This window comes from Dorea acetigenes (assembly GCF_025567385.1).
Lineage (GTDB): Bacteria > Bacillota > Clostridia > Lachnospirales > Lachnospiraceae > Claveliimonas > Claveliimonas acetigenes.
Genome location: NZ_JAOQJU010000027.1, coordinates 16,991 through 39,540, shown reverse-complemented (window position 1 = coordinate 39,540; position 22,550 = coordinate 16,991). Strand labels below are relative to the sequence as shown.

Below are 22,550 nucleotides of genomic sequence, written 5' to 3'. Positions count from 1 at the left end.
CATTTCTTATGCTCCGGCTGCCCAGCGGACAATTTCTTTTGCCCGATCCAGATAATCTTCCCGGTCACGAGCCGTTTCATTTCCTCCGGTTCCGAGCCGGTGCAGGTCAGGAAGATGCCAACCCAGCAACCATGGCGGTGTCCGGCCTCCACTGTCTGCCGAATCATGCGAAGCACTGCCGGATGATGAGGGTCATAGAAAGCGTCCAGCTTCGGGTTCTGACGGTCAATCGCCAACGTATACTGCGTGAGATCATTGGTACCCAGTGAGAAAAAGTCAACCTCCTGGGCCAATTCTTCCGCCATCATTACAGCAACTCCTTTGCGTCCCGAACCTCCCGGACGGAAATAATCATAGGAAACATGACGGCCACGGTGCCATAAGCGCTGGCCCGAAGAATGGCCCGCAGCTGCTGCTTAAATATTTCCTTCCGAGTCAGACAAATGCGAATCGCCCGGTAGCCCAGCGCGGGATTTTCCTCTTTGTCCAGATTAAAATATTCCACTTGTTTGTCAGCGCCGATATCCAACGTCCGAATGATGACCTTCTTCCCAGCCATTGTTTCCGCCACACGCTTGTAGATTGCAAACTGCTGGTCCTCACTGGGAAAATCCTGAGCGTCCAAATAGATAAACTCACTGCGGAACAGACCGATGCCTCCGGCGTCATTTTGAAGTACCGCGCCAATGTCACCTACATTACCAATATTGGCGTAAACATTTACTTCCCGGCCATCCAGCGTCACATTGGGCTTTTTCTTTAGTCCCTGTAGCAGCGCCTCCTGTTTTAAGTCATTGTTTTGTTTCTGCTCCATAGTGGAAAGCAATTCTGCAGCGGGATCGATATAGACGCAATGGTTATAGCCGTCCAGTACAGCAGGTTTGCCGTCCCAGCTCTCGTCAAAGTCCACTCCGATCAAAGCAGGAATGTTCATCGTCCGAGCCAAAATAGCGGTGTGGCTGTTGACGGAACCATGCCGTGTAATGAATCCGAGGAGCTTGCTCTTATCCAGTTGGACCGTTTCGCTTGGGGTCAGGTCATCTGCCACCAGAATGGCTGGCGTATCATCCGAAAATCCGCCATCTTCCTGCCCGGACAGGATATTGACCACCCGATTGGAAATATCTTTCACATCAGCAGCTCTTGCCTGCATATAAGTGTCATCCATGGCGGCAAAGGCTGCTGCAAAATTTTCTCCTGTTGTGCTTACGGCATGTTCCGCAGATGCCAGCTGTGTTTCGATGATGCCTTTGACCGCTTCCAGATAATCTTCATCGTCCAGCATCATCTGGTGAATCTCGAAAATGGCTGCATGATCCTCGCCCACTTCATTCAGGGCCTTTTCATAGAGCATGCCAAGCTGCTCCTGTGCTTTTTTCCGTGCTGCGTCAAAGCGCTCCCATTCTTCTGCAGGAGTCAGCGAAGAAGAAACTACAGTCTGCCGCGCAGCTTTGTGATAAATCCGCAAAGGGCCGATTGCAATTCCGTTTAGAATCGATTTTCCGGTTGCAACTTGCATGGAATATTCCTCCTTTCAGAATCACAGATTCTCCTGAAAGAACTGCTCCATAGACTTCAGACTGGCATCCTCATTGCCGCCCTCCACGGTGATGGTCACTGTGTCACCGCCCTTAATGCCCAATCCCATCAAAGCCATAGGGTTCGCTACCGTCATAGCTTTCAGGAATGTAGACATTGTAATGGATATCGCCCTCACTGACGGAATGGAACACATTGTCGATAACAAAGCCCCGGTATTCTTCAGTCCCTTCTGTAACAGAGCCAAGAGTGCTTTCTTCCGGTTGGGTGCTGATTTCTATCTCTTTCGGTTCCGTCTGCTCGCTGCTGCCATCGGTAATATGACTGCCCATGAACAGATACCACCACCCGATTCCAAGAAACACAACAAGTATCACTCCAGAAATTATCATCTTTTTTCTTTTTTTCATGTTAATCCTTTCATTCTTGCAGTGCTTTTATTTTCTGATTCCATTTTACCTATTTCCGACCCAGAGCAGAAGTCTCCGTTCGTTATGCAGTTATAAGTCAAAGGTATAAACCGCGTAACTTTTTAGGACTTCTGCTTTTTCAGGAGCGTGCTACAATAGAAAGAAATAACATCAGCCCGCAATGAACCTTCACTCATTGCGGGCTGATATTTTTAAGCGTTATTTGAGCTTTGCTCCGTCCTGAAAAGCATTGCCCACCTTTTCACTCAGCTTCAGATAGGCATTATGCACCGGATCGAAGGAAATGGCCTGAAGCTTGGCGGAATCGATCTTTCCATCCTCTCCCAGAATACTCTCGTCTGCGCTGACATTGACGATCTTGCCGATGATGTTCCCATCCTCGCTCACCTTCAGCAATTCGCAGTCCAAGGTCAAAGGAAACTCATCAATGACAGGGGCATCCACATATTCGCTCTTACTGACATGAAGGCCAGCCTTTACAATCTTATCCTTTACCTGATTGGCAGACTCCAGCCCCACATAATCAGCTTCCGTTACATGGGCAGCATCAGCAAAGCTGACGGTAAAAGCACCTTTCGACTTAATATTTGCGGTGGTCTTGTGTCCCTCGCTCAGGCAGAGAACAACTTTGTCAGCATCGTACAGACCGCCCCATGCAGCATTCATGGCATCCGGGGTACCGTCCTCATCATAGCTGCCGATAATCAGCACCGGCAGGGGATAAAACCAGGGTTTTGTTCCAAAATTTTTACGCATAATGAAATTCCTCCTATTTAAATTTTTACTTGTGATAACGCTTACTTCTGAATCACAGGCGCTCCGGTCTGCGGGTACCGGGAATCGGCACAAGATAGGGCTTTTTGCACAGCATCCACGCCAGCGAAATCTGAGCAGATGTAGCGTTCTTCTCTTTTGCCGTGTTCTGCAGCAATTCCAAAAGTTCCCGATTGCGTTCGATATTTTCCGGCTGATACTGGGGCATCACGCTACGGTAATCCTCATGACCGCCGAACATCGTGTCCTTTCCGTACTTACCGCTCAAAAAACCATTGGCCATAGGGGAAAAGGCCACATAACCAATCCCCAGTTCTTCAAGTACCGGGAACAGAGCTTCATACCACCTTGCCATCATGGAATAACGGTTCTGAATCGCCGTTACAGGGCAAACGGCATGGGCGCGCCGGATGGTTTCCTCCGTTGCTTCCGACAGCCCCCAATGGGTAATTTTTCCCTCTTGAATCAATTCTGACATAACCCCGGCCACTTCCTCAATGGGAATCTGCGGATCAAGTCGGTGCTGGTAATACAGGTCAATGTGATCTGTCTACAGCCGTTTCAAGGAACCCTCTACCGAAGCTCGAATCACTTCCGGGCGAGAATCCGTCACAACAGGCAGATTGACCGCCTTGCTGTTCCAATCAAAATGAATGCCAAACTTAGTGGCAATCACCACCTTATTCCGGTAAGGCTTCAGGGCCGCTCCCACCAGTTCCTCATTATCATGAGGATACTCCTGCGTCCCATAGGTTTCCGCTGTGTCAAAAAAGGTGCAGCCCCGAGCCACGGCCTGTTCGATCAGTTCTGTCATCTCCCGTTTGTCTGCCGGCGCTCCGTAGGCATGAGTCATACCCATGCAGCCTAATCCGACAGCAGAAACTTTCAAATCTTTTCCCAAAATTCTCGTGTTCATAAAATTCTTCCTCTCTTTTCTGATGGCTTCGTTCAGCGGATGCATTCCTTCACAATATCCGTAACCTCATCTGCCGAAAGCAGAGTGGCAATGTTGATTCCTTCCACTGTTTCTACAGAAACCTTTCCTTATTTTCTTTACAGTTCCAAACCTTCCAGCCATGTCTGAACATCCGTTTCTGAAACATTGGACGAGAATCTAATACCTTCCAGCCAGTTTCCGGTTCCGGCTGCTTCCGCCAAAAGTTCTCCGCTTTCTCCCAACCCGGAAGATGCAGAAGTGCAGAAGGGGATTACTGTTTTTCCGGTAAAATCATTGGCTGCGATAAATCCATCTACCGGCCATGCCGCAATTCCCCACCAGATGGGATAACCGATAAACACGGTATCATAAGACTCCCAGTCAGAAACAGTAGATTCTACAAGTTCTACTGTTCTCGCGTCAGGATTGTCATGCTCATATACCACCCGGCTGCTGTCATCATTATAGTTCAGATCCTCATCCGTATATGGCTCCACCGGCACCAGTTCCAGTGTATCCGCTCCTGTTGCCGCTGCAATATAACTCGCGGCTTCTTCCGTATTTCCCGTTGCCGAATAGTAGACAACCAGTGTTTTTCCTTCTTTGGGTTCCGTATCCTCCGAAGGTTCTTCTGTGTCTGTCTCGGTAGTCGATTCTGTTGGCTCCTCAGTAGGCGTTTCGGTAACAGCCTCGGTACTTTCGCTTTCAGACTGCGTGTCCGCGGTACTGTTTGTGTTGCTGTTACTGCTGCAGGCAGTCAAAGCCAAAATCATGGATAGACCCAAAAACAACGAAACTAATTTTTTCATGGTAATCGTCCTTTCTATTTCTTGTATTTTTTAGTAGCATTCCTGAAAGATCTTCAGGATTTCCTCATGTGTCATCTTCCTATAGCTGCCAAAGACGAGATTGCAGGAATCCGCAATCGCCTTGAGATCAGTGGATTCGGTCACGCCCAGTTCCCGCAAGGTAGTGGGTAAGCCGATCTCCCGGATAAAATCAGCCAGTTCCTCCACACCGGTGCGGGCCAGTTCCTCCCTGGTTTTGCCCTCCGGAGAAATTCCCCATACATTCACGGCGAATTTTGGGAATTTTGACAGCCCATCCTTGTAGATATGCCGGTAATAGACCGGATGCAGCACTGCTAGACCCGCGCCGTGGTTGCAGTTGGTGTAGGCTCCCAACTGATGTTCCATCTGGTGGCACTGGAAGTCCATCCGTTTGCCCAGCTTGATGATGCGGTTTTCCGCCATGGTGGACTCCCACATCAGGTTGCTCCGGGCAGTGTAATCCTCCGGGTTTTGAATCGCCGCCCGCAGGTCGCGGATGACGCCCCGCATGAGCGCTTCGGAAATGTCATCGGAAACATTGTCCTCATCCGGCTCACTGAAATAGGTCTCCATGATATGAGAGAGAATATCGAACCCACCAGACACCATCTGGAATTTTGGTACGCTGTAAGTATAGGTGGAGTCCATCAGGGCAAACCTGGCATTACATTTGGGATAGTCCCGCCCGGTCTTGATTTTCAGTTCCTCATTGGTAATGACCGCTCCGCCGTTCATTTCACTGCCGGTTCCGGCTACCGTGACGATAACGCCCAAAGGAAGCGGTTCAAAATCAATAACACCTGGCCTTGCCCAGAAGTCCGTCCAGATGTCTCCGTCATACACTGCCGCCACGGAAACAGCCTTGCAGCAGTCCATCACGCTGCCGCCGCCTACGGCGAGAATCATATCTACCTGATTTTCCTTTGCCAGCCTCGCTCCCTCCAACACCTTGGCATAGGTGGGATTTGCCCCGATGCCGGAGAATTCCACGATGGATTGACCGGCTTTTCGCAGGCAGGCCGTTACCTCATCATAGATACCGTTCTTCTTAACAGACCCGCCGCCATAGCAAAGCATAACGGTCTGTCCGTAACGGCCGGAAAGGCAGGCCAGATATTCTTTCACGCAGCCCTTCCCAAAATAGACTTTCGTTGCATTTTCAAAAATAAAGTTATTCATTTTCGTTCTCCTTTATAAATTAGTAACTCATATCTTCCTATTACACTTGCCTCTGCCAGAATGCTATTGCTTCATCAATCCACCCCTCCGCCACCGTGCCGGTTCCCAGCCCGAAGCCATGGGATAGCCCCGGATAGGAATGAAATTCCGTGTCGATTCCCAGGGCGCTCATGCCTTCAAGCCGCCGTTTCATCGTCCGCCAGTTGGCAATGCCGTCGCTTTCCCCGACTGCCACGAAGGTTGCCGGATCGCTTTTACTGTATTCACTAAGACCCGTGTACTGCATGATAACCGCCGCAGGCTGTGGAAGGTCATCCGCTCCAAAAGCTGCCGTTCCATAGGATCCAACCCATGCCGCCATTCTTGCCCCGGCACTGCCGCCCCACAAAGAGTATCCGTCTGTGTTCACTTCCAATTCATCCGCGTGTTCAAAAATAAATTGAATGGCACGGGCCAGATCCTCACAAGCCGTTTGCGCGCCGGGACGATAGATCAGGGCAAAGGCGTTATACCCTTGTTTGGAAAGCTCTAAGGCGTGGGGAAAGCTATCGTGCATTGCTCCTACATAGGCAAATGCTCCGCCCGCGTTACAGACCGCAAAGCGCTCACCGGGATTTCCCTTAAAGAAAAACAGCCCTGTGTCCTCTTTTTCCGGGTCAGCCGCCTTTTCCTCATCGGTGTAAATGTCATAAAAGATGGTGTCACCCGAGGTGGCATGCTCTTTCATGTAATTTGTAATCTCCACGGTCATATCCGGATCAATATTGCTGTAATAGGTCAGATGCAGGTTTCCCAGTGTGTCTCCGCTATAGTACCAGTCATCCACCGGAAAGATCAGCCTGCCGTAATCCCCGAAAGCAGGATCATGCATGACGTCAGATATAGGGGTATCGGTGGTATAAAAGCTGCCCGTCAATATATCATCCTCTGTATCCTTTTGCGCATATTCCGCATCCATTGTGTTTGATACCATGTCCTGCACCTCCTGGGAATGATCCGCTTCGGCTGAATTTCCACAGGCAGTCAGAACCGTCATAAAAAGGACAGCCATGATTCCCATTATAATCGCCTGCTTCATCTGCGTATCCCTCCTTAACAAACCTTTTCCATGTTTTTTCTATCTACAGTATAAAAAAATCGAGGCCTCCGCAGAAGTCTCGATTCGTTCATCAGTTTATACCTAAAGGTTATATGTGAAATTCTCTATTGACGCAGTACCGTCTGAATTGCCGACAGGAAATGCTTTACCGTCTCCGATGGCGTATGGGAATAAAGCAGGCCATAAGGAATGGAATGGTTCCATTCCACCGGGATGACCTTTAACAAAGGATGGACATTGTCCCATGCCTGGACTGCCATCAGCACGTCATTACTGTTTTCACAACGGTTAAACACATCTACGCTGTAAAAGTCAAAATCCACAATCTGAATCTGGCTGTGATTCTGCCAAATATCATCCCGAAGCACATCCACATAGTGGCTCCAGTTCCGGTGCATCAACATCAGCTGCTCTCCATACAAATCCTGAATGGTCAGACGGTTTTTACCGGCAAGACGATGGTGGATGGAAACCGCACAACAGATCGGCTGCCTGGAAATTTCAAAACCCGCACAGTTTCGCAAATTCAGCATTGTGTCATCAAAAATCCCCGCGACCACATCAATATGTTGTCCAAGGTTCTTCAGAATCTCTCTGGCATTCTCCGGTGTATTTTCATAGGGAATAAGCTGAAATTTGATTTCCGGGCAAAGCTCATGGATCTTCGGCCAAAGTTCCACTAAAACCCCGGCAGGCGTCATAGGAGAAGTTCCGATGCGGATTACGTTATCCCCCTCCTGCATGGCATTCTTTGCTCTGATGACAGAATCCTTGCAGTACTGGACCACATACTTCGCATCATTATATAATGACATACCAGCCTTTGTCAGCGTCAGTCCACGATGGGTACGCTCAAAGAGCTTCACGTCTAAATTCGCCTCCAGCAGATTAATCTGTTTAATAACTGCCGTAGGCGTGATATAGGATTGCTCAGCGGCCTTATTAAAACTACCGGCATCCGCTACGCGGATAAAAGTTTCAAGTTGAGGATTATACACCAATATCACCTCTTCTCTTTCTTAAATCTTTCGGCTTTTCCGCCGTTTTTGGTATCATTCATGAACGTCCGAAACGCTGTACCCCGTCGCTTTTATTATATGCGGATATACGAACAAAAGCAAGCAGACCATATTGAACTTTCCAACTTTGTGATATCCTTTATATAATAATCTGGCAAATACTGCACACAGCAGCGAACCGTCAAAATGCTGTTATACCAAATAAATGGAATCTTTGCCTTTAACTTTTTTCTACACCTTTGTTATGCCTAAAAAGTATTTCATGTATTCTATGAATTTCGTCGCTGCCAGACTAAACGGCTGCTGCCTTTTCCAAGCCAGCACGCTGTTTGCGGTAAGCTCCGGAGACAATGGCCGGTATGCAATTTTCTCTTTATCCCAGAACGGAATCGCCCCCTCAATAACAAGGGAATATGCCAGGCCTCTCTGAACCATAATGGCGCTGTTCGTCGTTAAATTACTGGTAAAGAGAACCTGCTGCTCCTGAAAAAAATCTCCCAGCCAGTTGGATAATTCATTCTGTACATTTGTCCTTCTCGGAAGGATGAGCGGCATATTATCCAGATCTTTTGCATTTACCGCTTCTTTCTCCGCAAGCGGATCATCCGGGCGCATTAAGACAACCCACCGTTCCTTTCCCTGTAAGCGGATAAATTCAAACTTTTCTATATCGACCGGCTCCAACAATACACCAATGTCAATTAGGCCTTTTTCCATCTGCTCTTTTACCAGGTCGGCGTTTCCTGTGAAAATATCGAATGTAACAAGCGGATATTTCTCACGAAATCTTTCAATGATTTCCGGCAAAACCTGCATAGCCGCCAATTCTCCGCCGCCAATCACAATTCTGCCTTCCACAAGTTCATCCTGCCAGGTCAACTCCCGCTGTGTCCGATCAACCAAAGACAAAATTTCTTCTGCCCGCCTCCGCAGCAAGATTCCCTCGTTTGTCAATGTGATTTTTTTCGCACCTCTGTGAAACAGTTTGACGCCGACTTCTTCTTCCAACTGTGATAACTGGCGGCTGAGTGTCGGCTGTGTAATATGTAAGGCCTCTGCCGCCCGATTGATTCCTTCTTCCCGGACAACCGCGAGAAAATAACGAAGCACTCTAATTTCCATGGCATTACCTCCTCATTTCATTCTATAGTATATATAGTTGACTATATATACTTGACAATATAAGTTTACCACAGTTATCACCTAAAAAAACCCACAAACACAATGTTTGTGGGTCTACCATGCAATAAGATATACAATTTCCTAACGCTTGCTGAACTGAGGTGCTCTACGAGCTGCTTTGAGACCGTATTACCTGACCTTGATCCAAAAAGACCAGTATTCATGCGGTTTTTCGGGCTTTCCTCTCTCAGTAAACCCATAGGTAAACCCACGAAATCGCGAAATTTTTGGTGCAGTTTAACGCAGCCCGAATGCAGCATTCACAACGCTGCTTAATTCCTCAGGTTTATTGTACTTGACTTTCGCATAGATGTCCATAGTCGTTTTGCTGTTCTCATGGCCTGCCAGATACTGCACCGTCTTAGGATCAACACCTTTGTAAATCAGATTGGTGATGTAGGTGTGCCGCAGCATGTGCGGAGTCACCTTGAAGTCCATCGTATACACCAGTTTGGGATTATTCGGCTGATGCTCACCAAGCCTTGGCTTTATTCTATGCTTGATGGACTGTCCATTTACATAAGTGTAATAACAGCGTTCTGCAGTAGAACGGACTGTTATGTACTTCCAGACTCTCACAAACTGTGTTTCCGTCAAAACAGTTCCCTTCGAATTCGAGATCACATATTCCGATTCTGATTTTTCCCTTTCTTCCTTGAGACAGGCTACCAGGCATTTTGGAATCGGAACATCTCGTTTTGCTGCCGGTGTCTTCAATAGCGTGTTGACTACCGGCTCACCGCCTTCCACATGCCATGCACGCCTTACCGAAATGTACGGCGTTTTTTCATCCAGGAATACGCAGTCCCATTTTAATCCAAGGATCTCTTCTCTACGCAATCCCGCGTACAAACCGATCATCACGAAGACATACGGTGGAAGCTCACGAATGCTATCCAGCAAAATGGCAGTCTGTTCATCCGTCAAAGCCTCGCGCCGTTTCGCTGGCTTTCCGCCTCTTGCGCAAATCGTTTTGGATGGATTCTCTTTAATCACCTTGCTCTCTTCTGCTGAATTAAAAATGTTCTTAATCAGCATATTGAGCTGGCCATACATTCCGGAAGAACCTTTTGATAACGGAACCATCAGCAGCCGCAGGTCATCTGTGGTCACCTCGTCCATATACATCTGTCCAATCGGACCCACGATGTACCGATTCACCATCCGTGCGTATCCTTCCAACGTATTAGTTCTTACCGTTCCAGACCGCATCAGCAACCATTTTTCACAGTACTCTTCCACGGTCGGATTCTCTCTATGGAAAACCACTTCCGCGATTTTCTTCTGGGCATTTTCCACCCGGTCATACAATTCTTCGCGTGTCAGCCCGTAAATCGCCACTCTCTTTCCGTCTGCATCTGTAATCCGGGTGCGGTAATACTGTACCCCTTTCATCATCACTGTTCCGTATTCCGGAAGTTCAGCAGGACGCTTTTTCCCTTTAGCCATGTGTTCTCCTCCTATCTATCTTCATACATTGCGTGTTGTCACTTTTATTATCATGGCGTACAGCACTTCCTTCAAGGATGTCGAATGTATGTAAAAAGGCAGGGATTTTTGACCATCCCTGCCCTAATTTCTTTCTGATTTACTCTTAATCCCACGATGCAAAAGCATCTTCCAGCACTCCTGCGAGCTGCTCTGGGCGATTATATTTCACCTTGGCGTAAATATCCATGGTGATCTTGCTGCTTTCATGACCGGCAAGATACTGAACCGTCTTCGGGTCAACCGAAGCATGAATCAGATTCGTAATGTAGGTGTGCCGCAGCTGATGCGGAGTCACCTCAAAGTCCAGACTGTAAACCACATTTCCATTGTGTGCTGCCTTTTGCCCCAGAACCGGCTTCACCGTATGCTTCACCCTCTTGCCATCTTCATAGCGGTAATAGCAGCGTTCCTTGGTGGTACGAGTTACGATATACTGCCATAATCTCTTGAACTGCGTATAGGACAACGGGTCTCCATCCCGGTTTGCAACCACAAAATCCGATGTCGATGTCTTCTTCGCCTCTTTCAGACATTCCAGAAGATTGTCCGGCAGAGGGACATTCCGATGCGCTGCCTTTGTTTTCAGCTCTGTCAGAATCACCGGACGATTATGCTCCGTATGCCAGGCTCTCCGAACGGTAAGGTACGGAGCCTCGCAATCAAGATACACCGAATCCCATTGAAGTCCGAGGATTTCTTCTCTCCGCAATCCTGCGTACAGCCCCAGCATCACGAACACATACGGCGGTAAGCCGTAAATGGCATCCAGCAGCTTATCCACCTGCTCATCCGTAAGCGGGAGGCGGTCCTTCTGGGGAATCCCGCCCACATTCTTCTTCAGATAGATGGTCGGATTCTCATCAATGATCTTACTCTCCATTGCTGCCGTGAAAATACACTTATATAGAACATTCACTGATTTGTACACGGATGCCGACTTTTTCGATGCCGCCAACAGTGCCAGGCGAATGTCATCTGCTGTTACATCTCCCATATGCATATCGCCCAATGGCTTGATGATGTAGTTCTTCACTTTCGATGTATAGTCAATCAGCGTTGTCATCCTGATCTGTGCCGACTGCATCAGCAGCCATTTCTCGCAATACTCCTCCACTGTAGGTGTACTGCGGCAATACGTCTTGTTCTCAATCTGCTGGATCGCTTCCTGTTCCTTCTGGTACAGTTCCTCTCTCGTTCTTGCATATAAGGAAACCCGCCGTCCCTGCTGATCTGTTACACGGGTTCGATAATATTGCGTTCCCTTCATACTCACCGTACCATAATCGGGAAGCATCATTCTTCTTGCCGCCATATCATTACCTCCAATCCTGTTGATGCTTTCATTATTGCGGATTCATCGTCCATACTCAACGATGTCGATTTTCACCGCCGAAAGCTTCGAGGTTTGCGATATGTCGCAGCACGTTCCATCGGTTTTGCACGGTGCGTACATTTTGCAATGTACTCCTGAATCCCCACTTCCGTGAAATAAACGCAGCCGTTTTCCACATACTGAACATAGGAGATCAAACCGTCTGTTCTTGCAGCATCCAGTGTTTTTACGCTGATTCCCAGTATACTGGCTGCTTCTTTCCTTGTAATCAGTTTATCCATCGCCTTCTTCGCCATCCTTTCGGCATTTGCCCTGTCTTTTTTTCTCTGCTTGTTCCGGAATGTAATATCCAAGTTGAATCCTTACAGCTTCATCAATCCCACGCATCTGCCCCTTACTTACCCGCCCAAGATAGCGAATCACGCATATCTTGTCGCAGGTGTCGAGCTGTTCTGCCAATACCATAGACGGTTTTGCCAGTCCCTTTGCTTTACGGAGAAAGAAATGCGTTGGCTGTTTTCGCTTCTTCTCAATTTTCGATGTCAGCGGAGCAATCGTGATCGTCGGCGCATAATAATTGCCGACATCATTCTGAAGAACCACAACAGGACGAACACCGCCCTGCTTTGATCCGACCGGAACACCGAGATTGGCGAGATATAAATCACCTCGCCGATAAACCCAGTTTTCTTTCATATGCTGTTGTCTCCAATCTCCATACACTGATATGGATAAAGCCTGCCAGGTATCATGCTGATACAGCACCCGGCAGCGCTTTCTGAAAATATGGTTTCTCTGTACTTTTTCTTATCACCCCAGAGATGTAGGATTTCTCACAGGCGGCAGTGTGCTTCACTGCTCCATTGGAATTTAACCATCCCGCCTTCCTTATGGCCGGACCGCGAATTACGGAAGTATCATTGTCCCTGTCCGGCTTTAACACCGCCGCCGGTTGCAATCCGGCATTTGCTTCTGCGAAACCGCTATCGCCCCGATGGGCTTCATGGCGTGCAGTCGAAGGCTCGACCAAACAGGAATGTACCTGAAGAATGAGTATTCAGTTTTCAAGGGACATCCGGACTTTCGTCCTTACAAAGTAAGTTTAACAAGAATCCTCCGGTTTCGCGTTGGCCTCGTAGGCGCACTTTGGTTGTCCTTGCAGGACTACATACGGTTCGTTTTGACTTTTTCAGTGTTCTATACAGCCAGATTGAGGCAAAAAAATACCCCGTTGGTTTCCCAACGAGGCATCAAAGACGATTCTATTCTGTTTTCTGTAAACTGGTACCCGTTTATCTCCTGGTGACCATTTGAGTCACGGCTAATGTATCAAAAAAGCAACGCTCATCTCAGCAAATCAGACAAGCTGTATTCTCCTTTGGGGATATTGGCTGTTCTGCGATACTCTTTTATGGCTTTCACCAAGAGCTGAGGATTACTGAAATACTGCTTCACAAAATCATACGACTTCACATCATGCATCCGAAGATTTGTTTTACAAAATTCGCTTGGTTTTTTTCCAGAACGCTTAAACTGATCATATGCTCCTTCCGCATGAATAATCAGCATTTCAATTTCTGGAGCAGTAATGACATTTACCACGTCAATTTTCTGCTCATATGCTTTACTCAATCGAAATTCCTCTCTACGAGAATCCAAAATCCGTATCACCGAAATCTGCTCATCGAATCCTTTCCGTAAGTATCGCTCCTCGAATCGTTTAGCACTTCTGCAACGGATAACACGTTCTTCCAACATTTCTTCTCTGTTGAAAATCAGAAGATCATTATCAACCAGTATGTCGATAATAGCTTCTTCGGCAGAGCCTTCACATATACACGCCTTGTATTTTGCTAATTCCATTCTGCCGCCTCCTTAATTGATTGAAGCAGCCAGGCTTTTCTTCAAGCGCATATACGCTTCATATGCTGGCGTTGTTCCCTCAAGGAAGCCGCTCTGGTAAGCATCACTCTTTTTAATATCATTACGTTTCAATATATAGCTCAAATTTTCTGCTGTAATGCCATTACGGTTTCTAACGATACAAATTCCGTCATTTCGGTCATATTCGTCCAGCAGTTCCGGATAATGCGTAGTGAAAATAAGCGTTCCGCCATTTTTGTTCAGTCGGCTGTCCATAAAGAAGCGCATTAAGGTCGTTACAATTTCCTTGTTGAAATGATTCTCTATTTCATCTACCAGAAGATAACCACCTGAATGAAGAACTTCCTTTACCATCGAGAATGTAATAATACCCTTAATCGTACCAGAGGACAGATACTGCTCAAGGTCTGCCGGATTATTCAGGATAATCTCTTCTTCATCCTTAAACTTCAAGTGGATAAATGTTTTTCCCTCTGTCTGCTCAAAACACAATTTCTCAATGGTCGGATCGAGAAATGCAATTACCTCCAATGGAATATCTTCGGTAAATGGAAGCACATTCACATTCGTATAGGAAAGCAGGCTGAATATTTCCACTGTATCATTCGCTTTTTTATTATGTGCAATGACAAAGCTGACATCATCAGAAAGGTATGCTTCATCGCTATTGCGCTGCTCTACAGGCTTCATTCCTGTAAAATCTGTCAGATACTTTTTCGACTTAACGGTTGCAATCGGTTTTTCCCAAAGGCTTTCAGACAGAATCGAATACACATATTCCCCTGTTTTCGACTTCTTTGCCGCAATTACAGTTTCCAAGCAACAGACGTAGCTACGCTTATCATAAAAATATGTGCGGATTGTAACATTCTTCGCTCCGCCAAGAATGCTTTTTGCCTCCACATGATTGATGGGCTCATTTTTCACAATATTTAAGGCCAAGCTAATGACCTTTAATACCGAGGTCTTGCCAGATGCGTTAATTCCAATGAAAGCACAGGCAGAGTGGAGATAGTAGTTATCCGTCAAACGGTAAAGACTATCTTTGTCCTCTTCGCAAACACGTTGCTGCGTATAAAAGCAAATATCCAAGTCTTTTTTGAATAATGGGAGTCCTTGTGCGGTGATGCGGAGTATTTTCATAGGTAGTCCTCCTCTAAAAACAGTTTTTTCGTTTTTATTTTCTTATAATCTTATTATACGCCGCAAATCAGAAAATATCAACGGATTTTCCGTTTTTATTTTCTGATTTGTTTTTTACACTAAAAAGTATCCGTTCAATATGGCAAGCCCTGTGATTGCTGACCCGTTCCACCGCATGAAATACATGGAGCGTCATGGAAGCGGCCTACGCAAAATCGTCAGGGAAACCGAAAAGCCGCCTGGATATACAGCGGCATATAATCCGAAAATTTTCTCAACGGCAACAGATTTCAGAGTCATCTTGAAAAATGTAAATTACCAACTTAGTCAGAAAAACTTAGTCAATGACCAAGTTAGTGAGCAAGATAAATCGCCGGACATCCCACACACAGTTTTGAATCTTTGTATCCACCTTATTGCCCACGGCAGTGAGGGTGCTCAAATCACTCATGCTCACTCTATCATGGGTACAGCCAATGATAAGTCCTATGACGCAACCCATGATAACTTAGAGGATGACACCCATCAAGGTATCCACCAAGATAGCCACCATGATTCTACGCCGTCAGCAGTTATATTGCACCTAATGCTTTTTAGATTTTTTTCGCAATCGTAGACAGCTCCGAAATAATACTAAGAAGATCATTTTTGACTTCCTCTTTGCTTGGCTCGCTGCCCATCAGAAGATAATCCGTGCTGACATGGAGGATGCAGGACAGTTCAATCAGCAAGTCAATAGAGCAGCTGCGTTCACCGTTCTCCATGCGGCTGACATGCTGCTTGCTTGCCAGGCCCAGGCGAACCGCCAGTTCCTCCTGCGTAATGCCACGGGAAGTGCGAACATCGTGAAGTCTCTTACCAAACTCTTTTGCGTCAAAATACATACGTTTCTCCTTCCGCACAGCCGGTACAGAACCGGATCAACGGAAGGTCAAAAAAAGAGCCGCATGACGGTGAAGAAAAATCCTGTGCCGATAAAACAGAACATGGGTATCCCATAATTCTGTCTCATGCGGCATTCGGAAGACTTCGCCTGTCAGCGGCTCCACAGCACAGCTATGACTTATAAAATTGTGTTAATAGGGTTATTTATTGTCATCTCAACCATTCAAAGACGAATAGTAGAGCTGCAATCTCCGTAATCTTCTCATCTCCAAAACATTGAAGACGGTCTCGCGTCCGCAGGCCTTACATTTGGTCTGCACATGTCCTCTGGTATCCTCAAAGACGATGATTGAATTGTGTCGGCAATAAGGGCACCTGACAATCCTGGGCTTTTGCGAAGCAATCGCATCCTTTGCCTGGATGATTTTAATCTGCATTTCCGCAGATGGTTCCGATACTCTGATATTCCTGCTCATGGCCACACCTCCAATGGATCACGATATTCATAATCCTTTTTCCGGTTCAGATAGCCCAGTTGTTCCAATCGAATAGCTGCTGCTGATCTCGAAACACCAAAGACACCACAGAAGGTATCTATCTTCACTTGGTCACTGTCGTAAAAACGCCATCCATAACAGGCCAGAGGCTTTCTGCTGTTGATGAACCACATCGCCCGATCCACTTCTGACTGAGGCATCAGAATGGCAGCTCCCAGCGTATTGGCCTGCCATTCGTTCCAATCTTCCTGCGTTCTCAAGACGCGCGAGCCATTTCCTCGCACTTCCGGTCTCTTATGGCAGGCTATCTTTCGGTCATCGGAATCCAGCTGAAACAGTATCTGGTGAGCGCACTCATGTGCCAGCGTAAATCTGCGTTTTCCGCAGAGTTTCCGAATATTCGCTGGTTCAATGAAACTCTTGTCCAGAACCACATCATTGGTTTTCAGGAAGATGCTCCTCTGACTTCCATCAACCTCTATCTGATATTCTGTATCCACATACGCGGTCAGACCATAGATGCTTCCGTCCGAGGACAACTTTTGAAATGACACCTTCAGGTTCAGATAATCGGATGCAAACTGGTCAATGGGTGTCGGAAGTGCGAACCTTGCCGGATCATCTGCTTCGCTGCCGAAAAAGGACTTTTGAAAATCTCTTATCACTGCAACAGCGATTTCTTCTATGTTTTTCTGCGAAAGGATCATAGGCACGGCTCCTTTGCTTCAACGAACCATTTTTCATCTTCGTTGTACAGGAAACTCTCATGCCCACCGATCATGACCGTATAGCGGATTCCGCAGCCACCTACCTTCGTGGAAGCAGCCCGGCACTTATGCTTCAATCGGTCGATCTCATACACCCGTCCGTCAATCCACCGAATCAGACGCGGACGGATATTTCCCTCCGCATCCACATCCAAATTCACAGGTACATATACTTTTCTACATTTCTGTTCCGACATATTCTACGCTCCTCCTCTGTAAACCGGCGAATGTGTTGACTTCTTTTAGCAAAGAACTCACCAGATTCTGCCGGTGCTGTATTAACCGATCATTCCTGTCGGCATGACCAAATCCACTTTTCGCTCTGTCGGCATCTTGCTTTTCTGAAAAAGTACCCCATTTTTTATCGCATCTTTCCCGAATCGGAATCGAATCTGCTCAATCGCTGCGTCCAGCCGTTCCTGGCGATCCAGTGATTTCACATCTGTGAATAGGTCGTATTGTATCGGACAATCCTCTTCAAACAGATTGATTGCCCGAACCGTCACCGAACGAATCGGGTGTTCCCACTGATAATTCTTTGCAAACAAAGAAAATGCGGTTTTCGCCAGATAGGTAGGGCTTTGTGTCGGAATGCTAATCCGGCACTGCCACTCCTTCGTGAAAAGCTCATTGTTGCGGATGGAAATCGCAATTCCGCCTGCTTTCTTTTTATGCGTTCGCAGCTTAGTTCCGATTTCCTGCACCAGTTCCAGCATGACACACCAGACTTCGGCGTTATTTTCCAAATCCTGCATGGTCGTTATCCCGTGCCCAATGCTCTTTACTGGGGAGACATAATCGGAACGCATAACCGGCGAATCATCCAGTCCATTGGCATATTTCTTAATCGCCAGTCCATTCTTTCCAAGGCGGCACTTCAAGAAATCATCCGATGTTGCAGCAAGCTCTCCAATGGTATGAATCCCATAACCGGACAGAACCTTCTCGGTCGCTCTGCCGACTCCAAGCAAGTCAGCGGCAGGAAGACACCAAATCTTCTCCCGGAACGAATCTGCTTCAATACAGGTAATCGCATCCGGCTTTTTCATATCCGACCCAAGCTTGGCAAAAATCTTATTGAAGCTCACTCCTGCGGAAATCGTAAGACCCAGTTCAAACTTAACGGTTCTGCGAATCTCATCTGCAATTTCAAATCCGGTTCCCATGCAGCCGCTTCCGGTCACATCCAGCCAGCATTCGTCCATCCCATACGGCTCGATCTGATCGGTATAGCGACCGTATATTTCACGAGCCAGCTTTGAAAACTTTATATATTGCTCATAGTGCGGCTCCACGATCACAAGATCCTGGCACTTCTGCTTTGCTTGCCAGATTGCCTCTCCCGTGGAAACGCCAAACGCCTTTGCTGCATAGTTCTTCGCAAGTACGATGCCATGCCGTTCCTCCACAGAACCGCACACTGCCACCGGCTTGTTCTTCAGTTCCGGGTTCAGCATACACTCAACAGAGGCATAGAAATTATTCATATCACAATGAAGAATCACTCTTTGCATCTCGTATTCCTCCTCTCCGTTCGTGAAAGCACGAACAACTTTTCACGAACGCATTGACACACAGCATTTCTTGTGATACTATAATTACACGAATTGTATTTCGTGTTTTCATCGTCATTATAGCAAGTACAGTTTTTCGTGTCAATAGGATTTTATGAAAAAGTGTTCGTGTTTATTATTAAAATAGAAAGAGGTATTCCTATGGTCTTCAAAGAAAGGTTGAAAGAGAAAAGAACAGAAGCCAATTTAACTCAGGTAGAACTTGCAGAGAAGGCCGGTGTAACCGCCCGCACAATTCAGAATTATGAGCTTGGCAGCCGTAAACCATCCAATATGGTCACGATCCAGAAGATTGCGGATGCGCTGAATACTACTACTGAGTACCTGCTGGGAAGCAGCGGCACCTATGTCGTAGAAGCTCATGAAAAAGGCGGCGCAAAAGCAGCGAAAGATATTGAAGAACTGGTCAGCGAAGTGACCGGTATGTTCGCTGGCGGCGAATTAAGCGAAGATGCCATCGAAGGAGCTTATAAAGCTCTGACCGATGCCTACTGGATTGCCAAGGAGAACAATAAAAAATACGCCCCGAAAACGAGGCGTAAAAAATCCGATCAGTGATATTTATCGTACACACTTTTCGCTATACTGTAAACTGGAGGTGGTATGATGAATGCGGAACAGCTTTCACGGGTCGGTGAGAAACTGGTAAAACGCTGCGGTTCCAGAGACCCTTTTGAAATTGCAAGGCAGCTTGGTATCAATGTCATGCTTTGCGAAAATTTTGGTTCCCTGAAAGGAATGTACCGGGTGATTAAGCGAAATCGTTTTATTTTCCTGAATAACAGTCTGGATGAAAATATGCTGCGCATCGTGTGCGCACATGAATTAGGGCATGACCAGCTTCACCGGAATATGGCGAAAACCACCCCGATTCATGAGTTCATGCTCTACGACATGAAATCCAAACCGGAATATGAAGCGAACATCGTAGCAGCGGAGATCCTGATGGACAGCAACGAAGTCCTTCGTTACATCTATGAGTATGGATACACAGCCGAGCAGATCGCCAGTGCGATGTCCACTGACATCAATCTGGTTGCACTGAAGGTAGCGCACCTGGCAACACTTGGCTATAATCTGCACGCACTGGAACATAAGAGCAACTTTTTGAAATAATGTACATTTGAGGAGCCTGGACTGGCTCCTCTTTTTTTGTTGCGAATTGTGCAGGCGGTGCTTGCACAATTATCAGTCTAACACCTGCATGTGATAGAGCTTCACTTTTTCCTCGAAAGGCAGTCCCGGATCAATGCCTACTTCTTCCCACATCACACCATACGGTGCGCCGCCATCTGTATATCCGGCGATAAAAGCAAAACGACCATCGCAGTCCTCATACCGTTCTGCCAGCTGTTCCCGTTCTTTCGCTTCCCGCTCCATTTTCCGCTGCCGGAGCCGCTGTTCTTCAGCCTGTTTAATCTGGTCGAGCTGCTCCTGTGTATAGTTGACCCCCAGCTCCTGCAAATCTTTAGCGGCAGTCACAACATCCACATGAAAGCGTTCCCGATAATGCTTGTTCATCTTTTTCGGTGAGCCGGTATAGGTGAGCAGCCACTGCTTGCCTTTTCGGAGGCGTGCTTCCTTTCGCTCAGCCTTTGTCAGTTTCTTTTTCTTTGCCATTTGCGGAATCTCCCGGATTATTTGCTGGTAACTTTCTGTTTCGCTTTTTCGGTGCTATCAGCTCATGGCTCAAAGAAAGCAGGTCTTTGATGGCATCATCCAGTTCTGGTTTGCCGAGCTGAATACTGAGCCATTTTTCTTTGTTCATATGATAGGCCGGAAAATAGCCGTCCTGCCCGCGAAGAGAGCCGATCAGCAGCGGATCGCTTTTCACATTAAGTACATCAATGATGCCTACCTCCGGCAATCCCAACTTATCAGCAGATACTTCCAGAACCACACCATACCATTTATTATTGTCGTTGTGCCGCAGCACTGCATTCCAGTCATGCCAGGGATATTCCGGTTCTGTGCCGTACTGCTGACGTATCCATGTAAATAATTCTTGTCGTGTCACTCCATCGCTTCCCCGCTGTTTTATGTGTGGTTTTGTGCAACAACCTGTTGCACAAATTCTTGCCTCAGATAACTCTCCACGCTGCATTGATGTCAGAAATCATCCAGCGCAGCATCAATCTCTTCCAGCCTATCAATCCAGCCCAAGTCAGATTTCTTCTTTGCTGCTGACCTTTTCTTATCACCACCAACCACTTCAAACCGTTTTTCTTCCGTCCCGAACAGACCTTTCACCTGAATTCTAAAATCCGGCTTGTTGTTGGTCAGTCCTTGCATGAGCTGCACATTCTTGTATCTGGGCAGGAGGATTTGACAGATAGCCTGAATGTCTTGCTCCTTAATACACGGTGCCGCCATGAACTTTTTCGTTATATAAGGCTTTATATCTGCCAGCACCTGTGACATAGAGGCTTTCTTCTTGGTCATGACGATTCCCCCTCGTATACTTGTCCAAACTACTTTCACGACTCAATTAGCCACTGAATATAACCAAAAAATCATTTAACAATCCACATACTTTCGCGCAACAGAAATGTACTCTTGTCTCTTCACACACGATCCTGTGTGCCTTCCGCCATACTTCCTGTCATAATAATAAAATGATCCGTTAATTTTTCAAAAATTGCATTTTCCATTTTTGATTTCAAAATACGAATATTATCGTATCTCTCGGCATTTTTCAGGAACCACTCATGTATATCTGTGGTTTCGATATATACTCTTTCATCATCCTTCAAAGAAGCCATAATTGAATCATACCAATTATTCACGATTTTCTGCTTTTGCTCCACTGTTAAATCAGCATACTCTTCTTCAAACTTTTCCTTAAACTCTTCAAAACGACCTTCCTCGGAAAGCCTGCGCTCCAGGTCAGCAAGGTGAGGCATGGAGCCGCAAAAGCCCTGCATCTCATTGAAGACCTTCAGGAATACGTTCACAATGGCATCTTTATTTTCTTTGCCATTAGAATCGCTTTTGGAATCAATGTTGAAAAGAATTACGTCCGATGGGGTGTTTGCCGCCAGCTGCATATCTGCCAGCACCATCTGATTGGTAATCTTCTGATCCTCAATGAAGTAGTCGATGGCATGTTTGTCTCCGACCTGTTTATTCTGAAGCAGATAGGACAAGATTTTCAGGAAATGAGATTTACCACTTCCAAAGAAGCCGGAAATCCAGACACCCATTTTCGGTGTAGTTCCCTGAATACCTTTTTTATATGCTGCAAAGAAATCCGCAAAATGACGCTGAAGCTCACGGGTCACAACGTACTCTTCCAGCTCCTGCGCTACATTTGTTTCTTCACCCTGACCGACAATGATAACGCCCTGTATCTCACGGTCAATTTTCTTTCGGAACATGTCCTTGATCTGCATAACTGTTTCCTCCATCCATTACTTTACCAGTCGGAATGCCCGGTAATAGTTATCGTCTTTAATCTCATTGAACAGAATCAGCTCCTGTTCATTATAGGTTCCCGGAAAGAACATCACGACCGGGCAGCGCACAAATGCCTGATGCAAGTTGTTAAGCACCTTGTGGGAGCGCAAAATCGGATAGCACTTGCCGATGCCGGTCAGGAACACGACTGCATTCTCCGGCGTATGTTCTTTGATATATTGCACGATCAGGCTGTCATCGTCATTTACCTTCATGGAGTTGGTCACTGCCTTGACGATACGCTCGATTCCTCGCTTTTTTTCAAAGTCATAGCACTTCTCCATGAAGTTCTTCTTTTCCAAAAAGTCAATGATGATATCATACAGGTCAAAGACCACAAGCTCAAAATCATCATCGCCCCGGTCGTTCTTATTTTTCAGATACTCTACGCGCTCCCGAACTTCCAGTTCCTTTTCCGGTGGATAATCAAACACCCAATAGTTGACCTCATTTGCGCGGCCTGTTCCTTTTCGGAAAGATGGCTTATGGATTGCAAGCTCCATCTCATCCAGTCTTTGGCTTAAATCCAT

25 protein-coding genes and 4 pseudogenes are annotated in these 22,550 nt (G+C 46.7%); 3 read left to right on the top strand and 26 right to left on the bottom strand.

What is annotated here, in order from left to right; genetic code table 11:
• Nucleotides 1-113 precede the first annotated feature (113 nt).
• The 16 genes and pseudogenes from ptsP to OCV99_RS15005 form a co-directional block, all read right to left on the bottom strand.
• Nucleotides 114-1,519 (bottom strand): annotated as a pseudogene (gene ptsP, locus OCV99_RS15080) (phosphoenolpyruvate--protein phosphotransferase); the annotation flags it as partial.
• Between the two features lie 21 nt (nt 1,520-1,540).
• On the bottom strand, nt 1,541-1,648 hold the full coding sequence (locus tag OCV99_RS18420) for an HPr family phosphocarrier protein (protein ID WP_262575869.1): 108 nt from the start codon (nt 1,646-1,648) through the stop codon (nt 1,541-1,543).
• Complete coding sequence (locus tag OCV99_RS15070; protein ID WP_262575862.1) at nt 1,632-1,949, bottom strand: hypothetical protein; 318 nt, start codon at nt 1,947-1,949, stop codon at nt 1,632-1,634. Before OCV99_RS15070 ends, OCV99_RS18420 begins: the two co-directional genes overlap by 17 nt.
• Nucleotides 1,950-2,168: 219 nt before the next feature.
• Nucleotides 2,169-2,726 carry a flavin reductase family protein gene (locus OCV99_RS15065; protein ID WP_158371645.1) on the bottom strand — a complete coding sequence of 186 codons (558 nt, stop codon included), beginning with the start codon at nt 2,724-2,726 and terminating at the stop codon, nt 2,169-2,171.
• 52 nt (nt 2,727-2,778) lie between these two features.
• A pseudogene (locus tag OCV99_RS15060) lies at nt 2,779-3,660 on the bottom strand (aldo/keto reductase).
• 137 nt (nt 3,661-3,797) lie between these two features.
• Nucleotides 3,798-4,490, bottom strand: coding sequence for a flavodoxin (locus OCV99_RS15055; RefSeq protein WP_158371643.1), 693 nt, complete (start codon nt 4,488-4,490; stop codon nt 3,798-3,800).
• 30 nt (nt 4,491-4,520) lie between these two features.
• Nucleotides 4,521-5,690 (bottom strand): iron-containing alcohol dehydrogenase, encoded by a 1,170-nt coding sequence (locus OCV99_RS15050; protein ID WP_158371641.1) that lies wholly within the window; start codon nt 5,688-5,690, stop codon nt 4,521-4,523.
• Between the two features lie 40 nt (nt 5,691-5,730).
• Entirely contained in the window at nt 5,731-6,768 is a 1,038-nt protein-coding gene (locus OCV99_RS15045; RefSeq protein WP_158371639.1) for an alpha/beta hydrolase, read from the bottom strand.
• A gap of 125 nt (nt 6,769-6,893) precedes the next feature.
• Entirely contained in the window at nt 6,894-7,787 is an 894-nt protein-coding gene (locus tag OCV99_RS15040; protein WP_158371637.1) for a LysR family transcriptional regulator, read from the bottom strand.
• A gap of 252 nt (nt 7,788-8,039) precedes the next feature.
• Nucleotides 8,040-8,930, bottom strand: coding sequence for a LysR family transcriptional regulator (locus OCV99_RS15035; protein ID WP_158371635.1), 891 nt, complete (start codon nt 8,928-8,930; stop codon nt 8,040-8,042).
• Between the two features lie 297 nt (nt 8,931-9,227).
• Nucleotides 9,228-10,439, bottom strand: coding sequence for a tyrosine-type recombinase/integrase (locus tag OCV99_RS15030; RefSeq protein WP_129872491.1), 1,212 nt, complete (start codon nt 10,437-10,439; stop codon nt 9,228-9,230).
• Nucleotides 10,440-10,584: 145 nt separating this feature from the next.
• A complete protein-coding gene (locus OCV99_RS15025; RefSeq protein ID WP_098923435.1) occupies nt 10,585-11,793 on the bottom strand; it encodes a tyrosine-type recombinase/integrase in 1,209 nt (402 codons plus the stop codon).
• Nucleotides 11,794-11,864: 71 nt separating this feature from the next.
• Nucleotides 11,865-12,095: a MerR family transcriptional regulator gene (locus OCV99_RS15020; protein ID WP_002576363.1), complete on the bottom strand. Its 231-nt coding sequence runs from the start codon at nt 12,093-12,095 to the stop codon at nt 11,865-11,867.
• On the bottom strand, nt 12,088-12,510 hold the full coding sequence (locus tag OCV99_RS15015) for a type II toxin-antitoxin system PemK/MazF family toxin (RefSeq protein ID WP_002576364.1): 423 nt from the start codon (nt 12,508-12,510) through the stop codon (nt 12,088-12,090). Before OCV99_RS15015 ends, OCV99_RS15020 begins: the two co-directional genes overlap by 8 nt.
• 648 nt (nt 12,511-13,158) lie before the next feature.
• On the bottom strand, nt 13,159-13,677 hold the full coding sequence (locus OCV99_RS15010; protein ID WP_022272667.1) for a hypothetical protein: 519 nt from the start codon (nt 13,675-13,677) through the stop codon (nt 13,159-13,161).
• 12 nt (nt 13,678-13,689) lie between these two features.
• A complete protein-coding gene (locus OCV99_RS15005) occupies nt 13,690-14,841 on the bottom strand; it encodes an AAA family ATPase (protein ID WP_022272668.1) in 1,152 nt (383 codons plus the stop codon).
• A gap of 145 nt (nt 14,842-14,986) precedes the next feature.
• Between OCV99_RS15005 and OCV99_RS18300 the strand changes: the two are divergent.
• A pseudogene (locus OCV99_RS18300) lies at nt 14,987-15,169 on the top strand (ATP-binding protein); the annotation flags it as partial.
• A 265-nt stretch (nt 15,170-15,434) separates the two neighbouring features.
• Here OCV99_RS18300 and OCV99_RS14995 read toward each other — a convergent pair.
• The 5 genes from OCV99_RS14995 to OCV99_RS14975 form a co-directional block, all read right to left on the bottom strand.
• The gene (locus OCV99_RS14995; protein WP_002576367.1) at nt 15,435-15,725 is read right to left on the bottom strand and encodes a helix-turn-helix domain-containing protein; all 291 of its coding nucleotides are present in this window, start codon (nt 15,723-15,725) and stop codon (nt 15,435-15,437) included.
• A gap of 216 nt (nt 15,726-15,941) precedes the next feature.
• Entirely contained in the window at nt 15,942-16,202 is a 261-nt protein-coding gene (locus OCV99_RS14990) for a hypothetical protein (protein ID WP_129872489.1), read from the bottom strand.
• Nucleotides 16,199-16,930 (bottom strand): ImmA/IrrE family metallo-endopeptidase, encoded by a 732-nt coding sequence (locus OCV99_RS14985; RefSeq protein WP_129872488.1) that lies wholly within the window; start codon nt 16,928-16,930, stop codon nt 16,199-16,201. The genes OCV99_RS14990 and OCV99_RS14985 overlap by 4 nt, the downstream gene beginning before the upstream one ends.
• Nucleotides 16,927-17,187 (bottom strand): hypothetical protein, encoded by a 261-nt coding sequence (locus tag OCV99_RS14980; protein WP_013274265.1) that lies wholly within the window; start codon nt 17,185-17,187, stop codon nt 16,927-16,929. Before OCV99_RS14980 ends, OCV99_RS14985 begins: the two co-directional genes overlap by 4 nt.
• Nucleotides 17,188-17,268: 81 nt before the next feature.
• Nucleotides 17,269-18,504, bottom strand: coding sequence for a DNA polymerase Y family protein (locus tag OCV99_RS14975; protein WP_129872487.1), 1,236 nt, complete (start codon nt 18,502-18,504; stop codon nt 17,269-17,271).
• Nucleotides 18,505-18,705: 201 nt separating this feature from the next.
• Between OCV99_RS14975 and OCV99_RS14970 the strand changes: the two genes are divergently transcribed.
• The gene (locus OCV99_RS14970) at nt 18,706-19,122 is read left to right on the top strand and encodes a helix-turn-helix domain-containing protein (RefSeq protein WP_002576372.1); all 417 of its coding nucleotides are present in this window, start codon (nt 18,706-18,708) and stop codon (nt 19,120-19,122) included.
• A 45-nt stretch (nt 19,123-19,167) separates the two neighbouring features.
• Nucleotides 19,168-19,680: an ImmA/IrrE family metallo-endopeptidase gene (locus tag OCV99_RS14965; protein ID WP_257360077.1), complete on the top strand. Its 513-nt coding sequence runs from the start codon at nt 19,168-19,170 to the stop codon at nt 19,678-19,680.
• Between the two features lie 72 nt (nt 19,681-19,752).
• On the opposite strand, the gene OCV99_RS14960 is transcribed toward OCV99_RS14965, so the two are convergent.
• The 5 genes and pseudogenes from OCV99_RS14960 to OCV99_RS14940 form a co-directional block, all read right to left on the bottom strand.
• Nucleotides 19,753-20,184 (bottom strand): hypothetical protein, encoded by a 432-nt coding sequence (locus tag OCV99_RS14960; protein ID WP_129872485.1) that lies wholly within the window; start codon nt 20,182-20,184, stop codon nt 19,753-19,755.
• The gene (locus OCV99_RS14955; protein WP_138340638.1) at nt 20,153-20,581 is read right to left on the bottom strand and encodes an MmcQ/YjbR family DNA-binding protein; all 429 of its coding nucleotides are present in this window, start codon (nt 20,579-20,581) and stop codon (nt 20,153-20,155) included. Before OCV99_RS14955 ends, OCV99_RS14960 begins: the two co-directional genes overlap by 32 nt.
• Nucleotides 20,582-20,673: 92 nt before the next feature.
• Nucleotides 20,674-21,006, bottom strand: a complete 333-nt coding sequence (locus tag OCV99_RS14950) for a hypothetical protein (protein WP_243130890.1) — start codon at nt 21,004-21,006, stop codon at nt 20,674-20,676.
• Nucleotides 21,007-21,373: 367 nt separating this feature from the next.
• Nucleotides 21,374-21,956: pseudogene (locus OCV99_RS14945) on the bottom strand (BREX system P-loop protein BrxC); the annotation flags it as partial.
• Between the two features lie 18 nt (nt 21,957-21,974).
• Complete coding sequence (locus OCV99_RS14940; RefSeq protein ID WP_005929853.1) at nt 21,975-22,550, bottom strand: DUF1788 domain-containing protein; 576 nt, start codon at nt 22,548-22,550, stop codon at nt 21,975-21,977.

Excerpts from the sequence above, each read along its gene's own strand:
- OCV99_RS15065 (WP_158371645.1), bottom strand. The coding sequence starts at position 2,726 with ATGCGTAAAAATTTTGGAACAAAACCCTGGTTTTATCCCCTGCCGGTG.
- OCV99_RS15030 (WP_129872491.1), bottom strand. The coding sequence starts at position 10,439 with ATGGCTAAAGGGAAAAAGCGTCCTGCTGAACTTCCGGAATACGGAACA.
- OCV99_RS15025 (WP_098923435.1), bottom strand. The coding sequence starts at position 11,793 with ATGGCGGCAAGAAGAATGATGCTTCCCGATTATGGTACGGTGAGTATG.
- OCV99_RS15010 (WP_022272667.1), bottom strand. The coding sequence starts at position 13,677 with ATGGAATTAGCAAAATACAAGGCGTGTATATGTGAAGGCTCTGCCGAA.
- OCV99_RS14985 (WP_129872488.1), bottom strand. The coding sequence starts at position 16,930 with ATGATCCTTTCGCAGAAAAACATAGAAGAAATCGCTGTTGCAGTGATA.
- OCV99_RS14980 (WP_013274265.1), bottom strand. The coding sequence starts at position 17,187 with ATGTCGGAACAGAAATGTAGAAAAGTATATGTACCTGTGAATTTGGAT.
- OCV99_RS14995 (WP_002576367.1), bottom strand. The coding sequence starts at position 15,725 with ATGTATTTTGACGCAAAAGAGTTTGGTAAGAGACTTCACGATGTTCGC.
- OCV99_RS15045 (WP_158371639.1), bottom strand. The coding sequence starts at position 6,768 with ATGAAGCAGGCGATTATAATGGGAATCATGGCTGTCCTTTTTATGACG.
- OCV99_RS15005 (WP_022272668.1), bottom strand. The coding sequence starts at position 14,841 with ATGAAAATACTCCGCATCACCGCACAAGGACTCCCATTATTCAAAAAA.
- OCV99_RS15020 (WP_002576363.1), bottom strand. The coding sequence starts at position 12,095 with ATGGATAAACTGATTACAAGGAAAGAAGCAGCCAGTATACTGGGAATC.
- OCV99_RS18420 (WP_262575869.1), bottom strand. The coding sequence starts at position 1,648 with ATGGGATTGGGCATTAAGGGCGGTGACACAGTGACCATCACCGTGGAG.
- OCV99_RS14990 (WP_129872489.1), bottom strand. The coding sequence starts at position 16,202 with ATGAGCAGGAATATCAGAGTATCGGAACCATCTGCGGAAATGCAGATT.
- OCV99_RS15035 (WP_158371635.1), bottom strand. The coding sequence starts at position 8,930 with ATGGAAATTAGAGTGCTTCGTTATTTTCTCGCGGTTGTCCGGGAAGAA.
- OCV99_RS14975 (WP_129872487.1), bottom strand. The coding sequence starts at position 18,504 with ATGCAAAGAGTGATTCTTCATTGTGATATGAATAATTTCTATGCCTCT.
- OCV99_RS15070 (WP_262575862.1), bottom strand. The coding sequence starts at position 1,949 with ATGAAAAAAAGAAAAAAGATGATAATTTCTGGAGTGATACTTGTTGTG.
- OCV99_RS15015 (WP_002576364.1), bottom strand. The coding sequence starts at position 12,510 with ATGAAAGAAAACTGGGTTTATCGGCGAGGTGATTTATATCTCGCCAAT.
- OCV99_RS15050 (WP_158371641.1), bottom strand. The coding sequence starts at position 5,690 with ATGAATAACTTTATTTTTGAAAATGCAACGAAAGTCTATTTTGGGAAG.
- OCV99_RS14940 (WP_005929853.1), bottom strand. The coding sequence starts at position 22,550 with ATGGATTTAAGCCAAAGACTGGATGAGATGGAGCTTGCAATCCATAAG.
- OCV99_RS14965 (WP_257360077.1), top strand. The coding sequence starts at position 19,168 with ATGATGAATGCGGAACAGCTTTCACGGGTCGGTGAGAAACTGGTAAAA.
- OCV99_RS14970 (WP_002576372.1), top strand. The coding sequence starts at position 18,706 with ATGGTCTTCAAAGAAAGGTTGAAAGAGAAAAGAACAGAAGCCAATTTA.
- OCV99_RS15055 (WP_158371643.1), bottom strand. The coding sequence starts at position 4,490 with ATGAAAAAATTAGTTTCGTTGTTTTTGGGTCTATCCATGATTTTGGCT.
- OCV99_RS14960 (WP_129872485.1), bottom strand. The coding sequence starts at position 20,184 with ATGGCAAAGAAAAAGAAACTGACAAAGGCTGAGCGAAAGGAAGCACGC.
- OCV99_RS14950 (WP_243130890.1), bottom strand. The coding sequence starts at position 21,006 with ATGACCAAGAAGAAAGCCTCTATGTCACAGGTGCTGGCAGATATAAAG.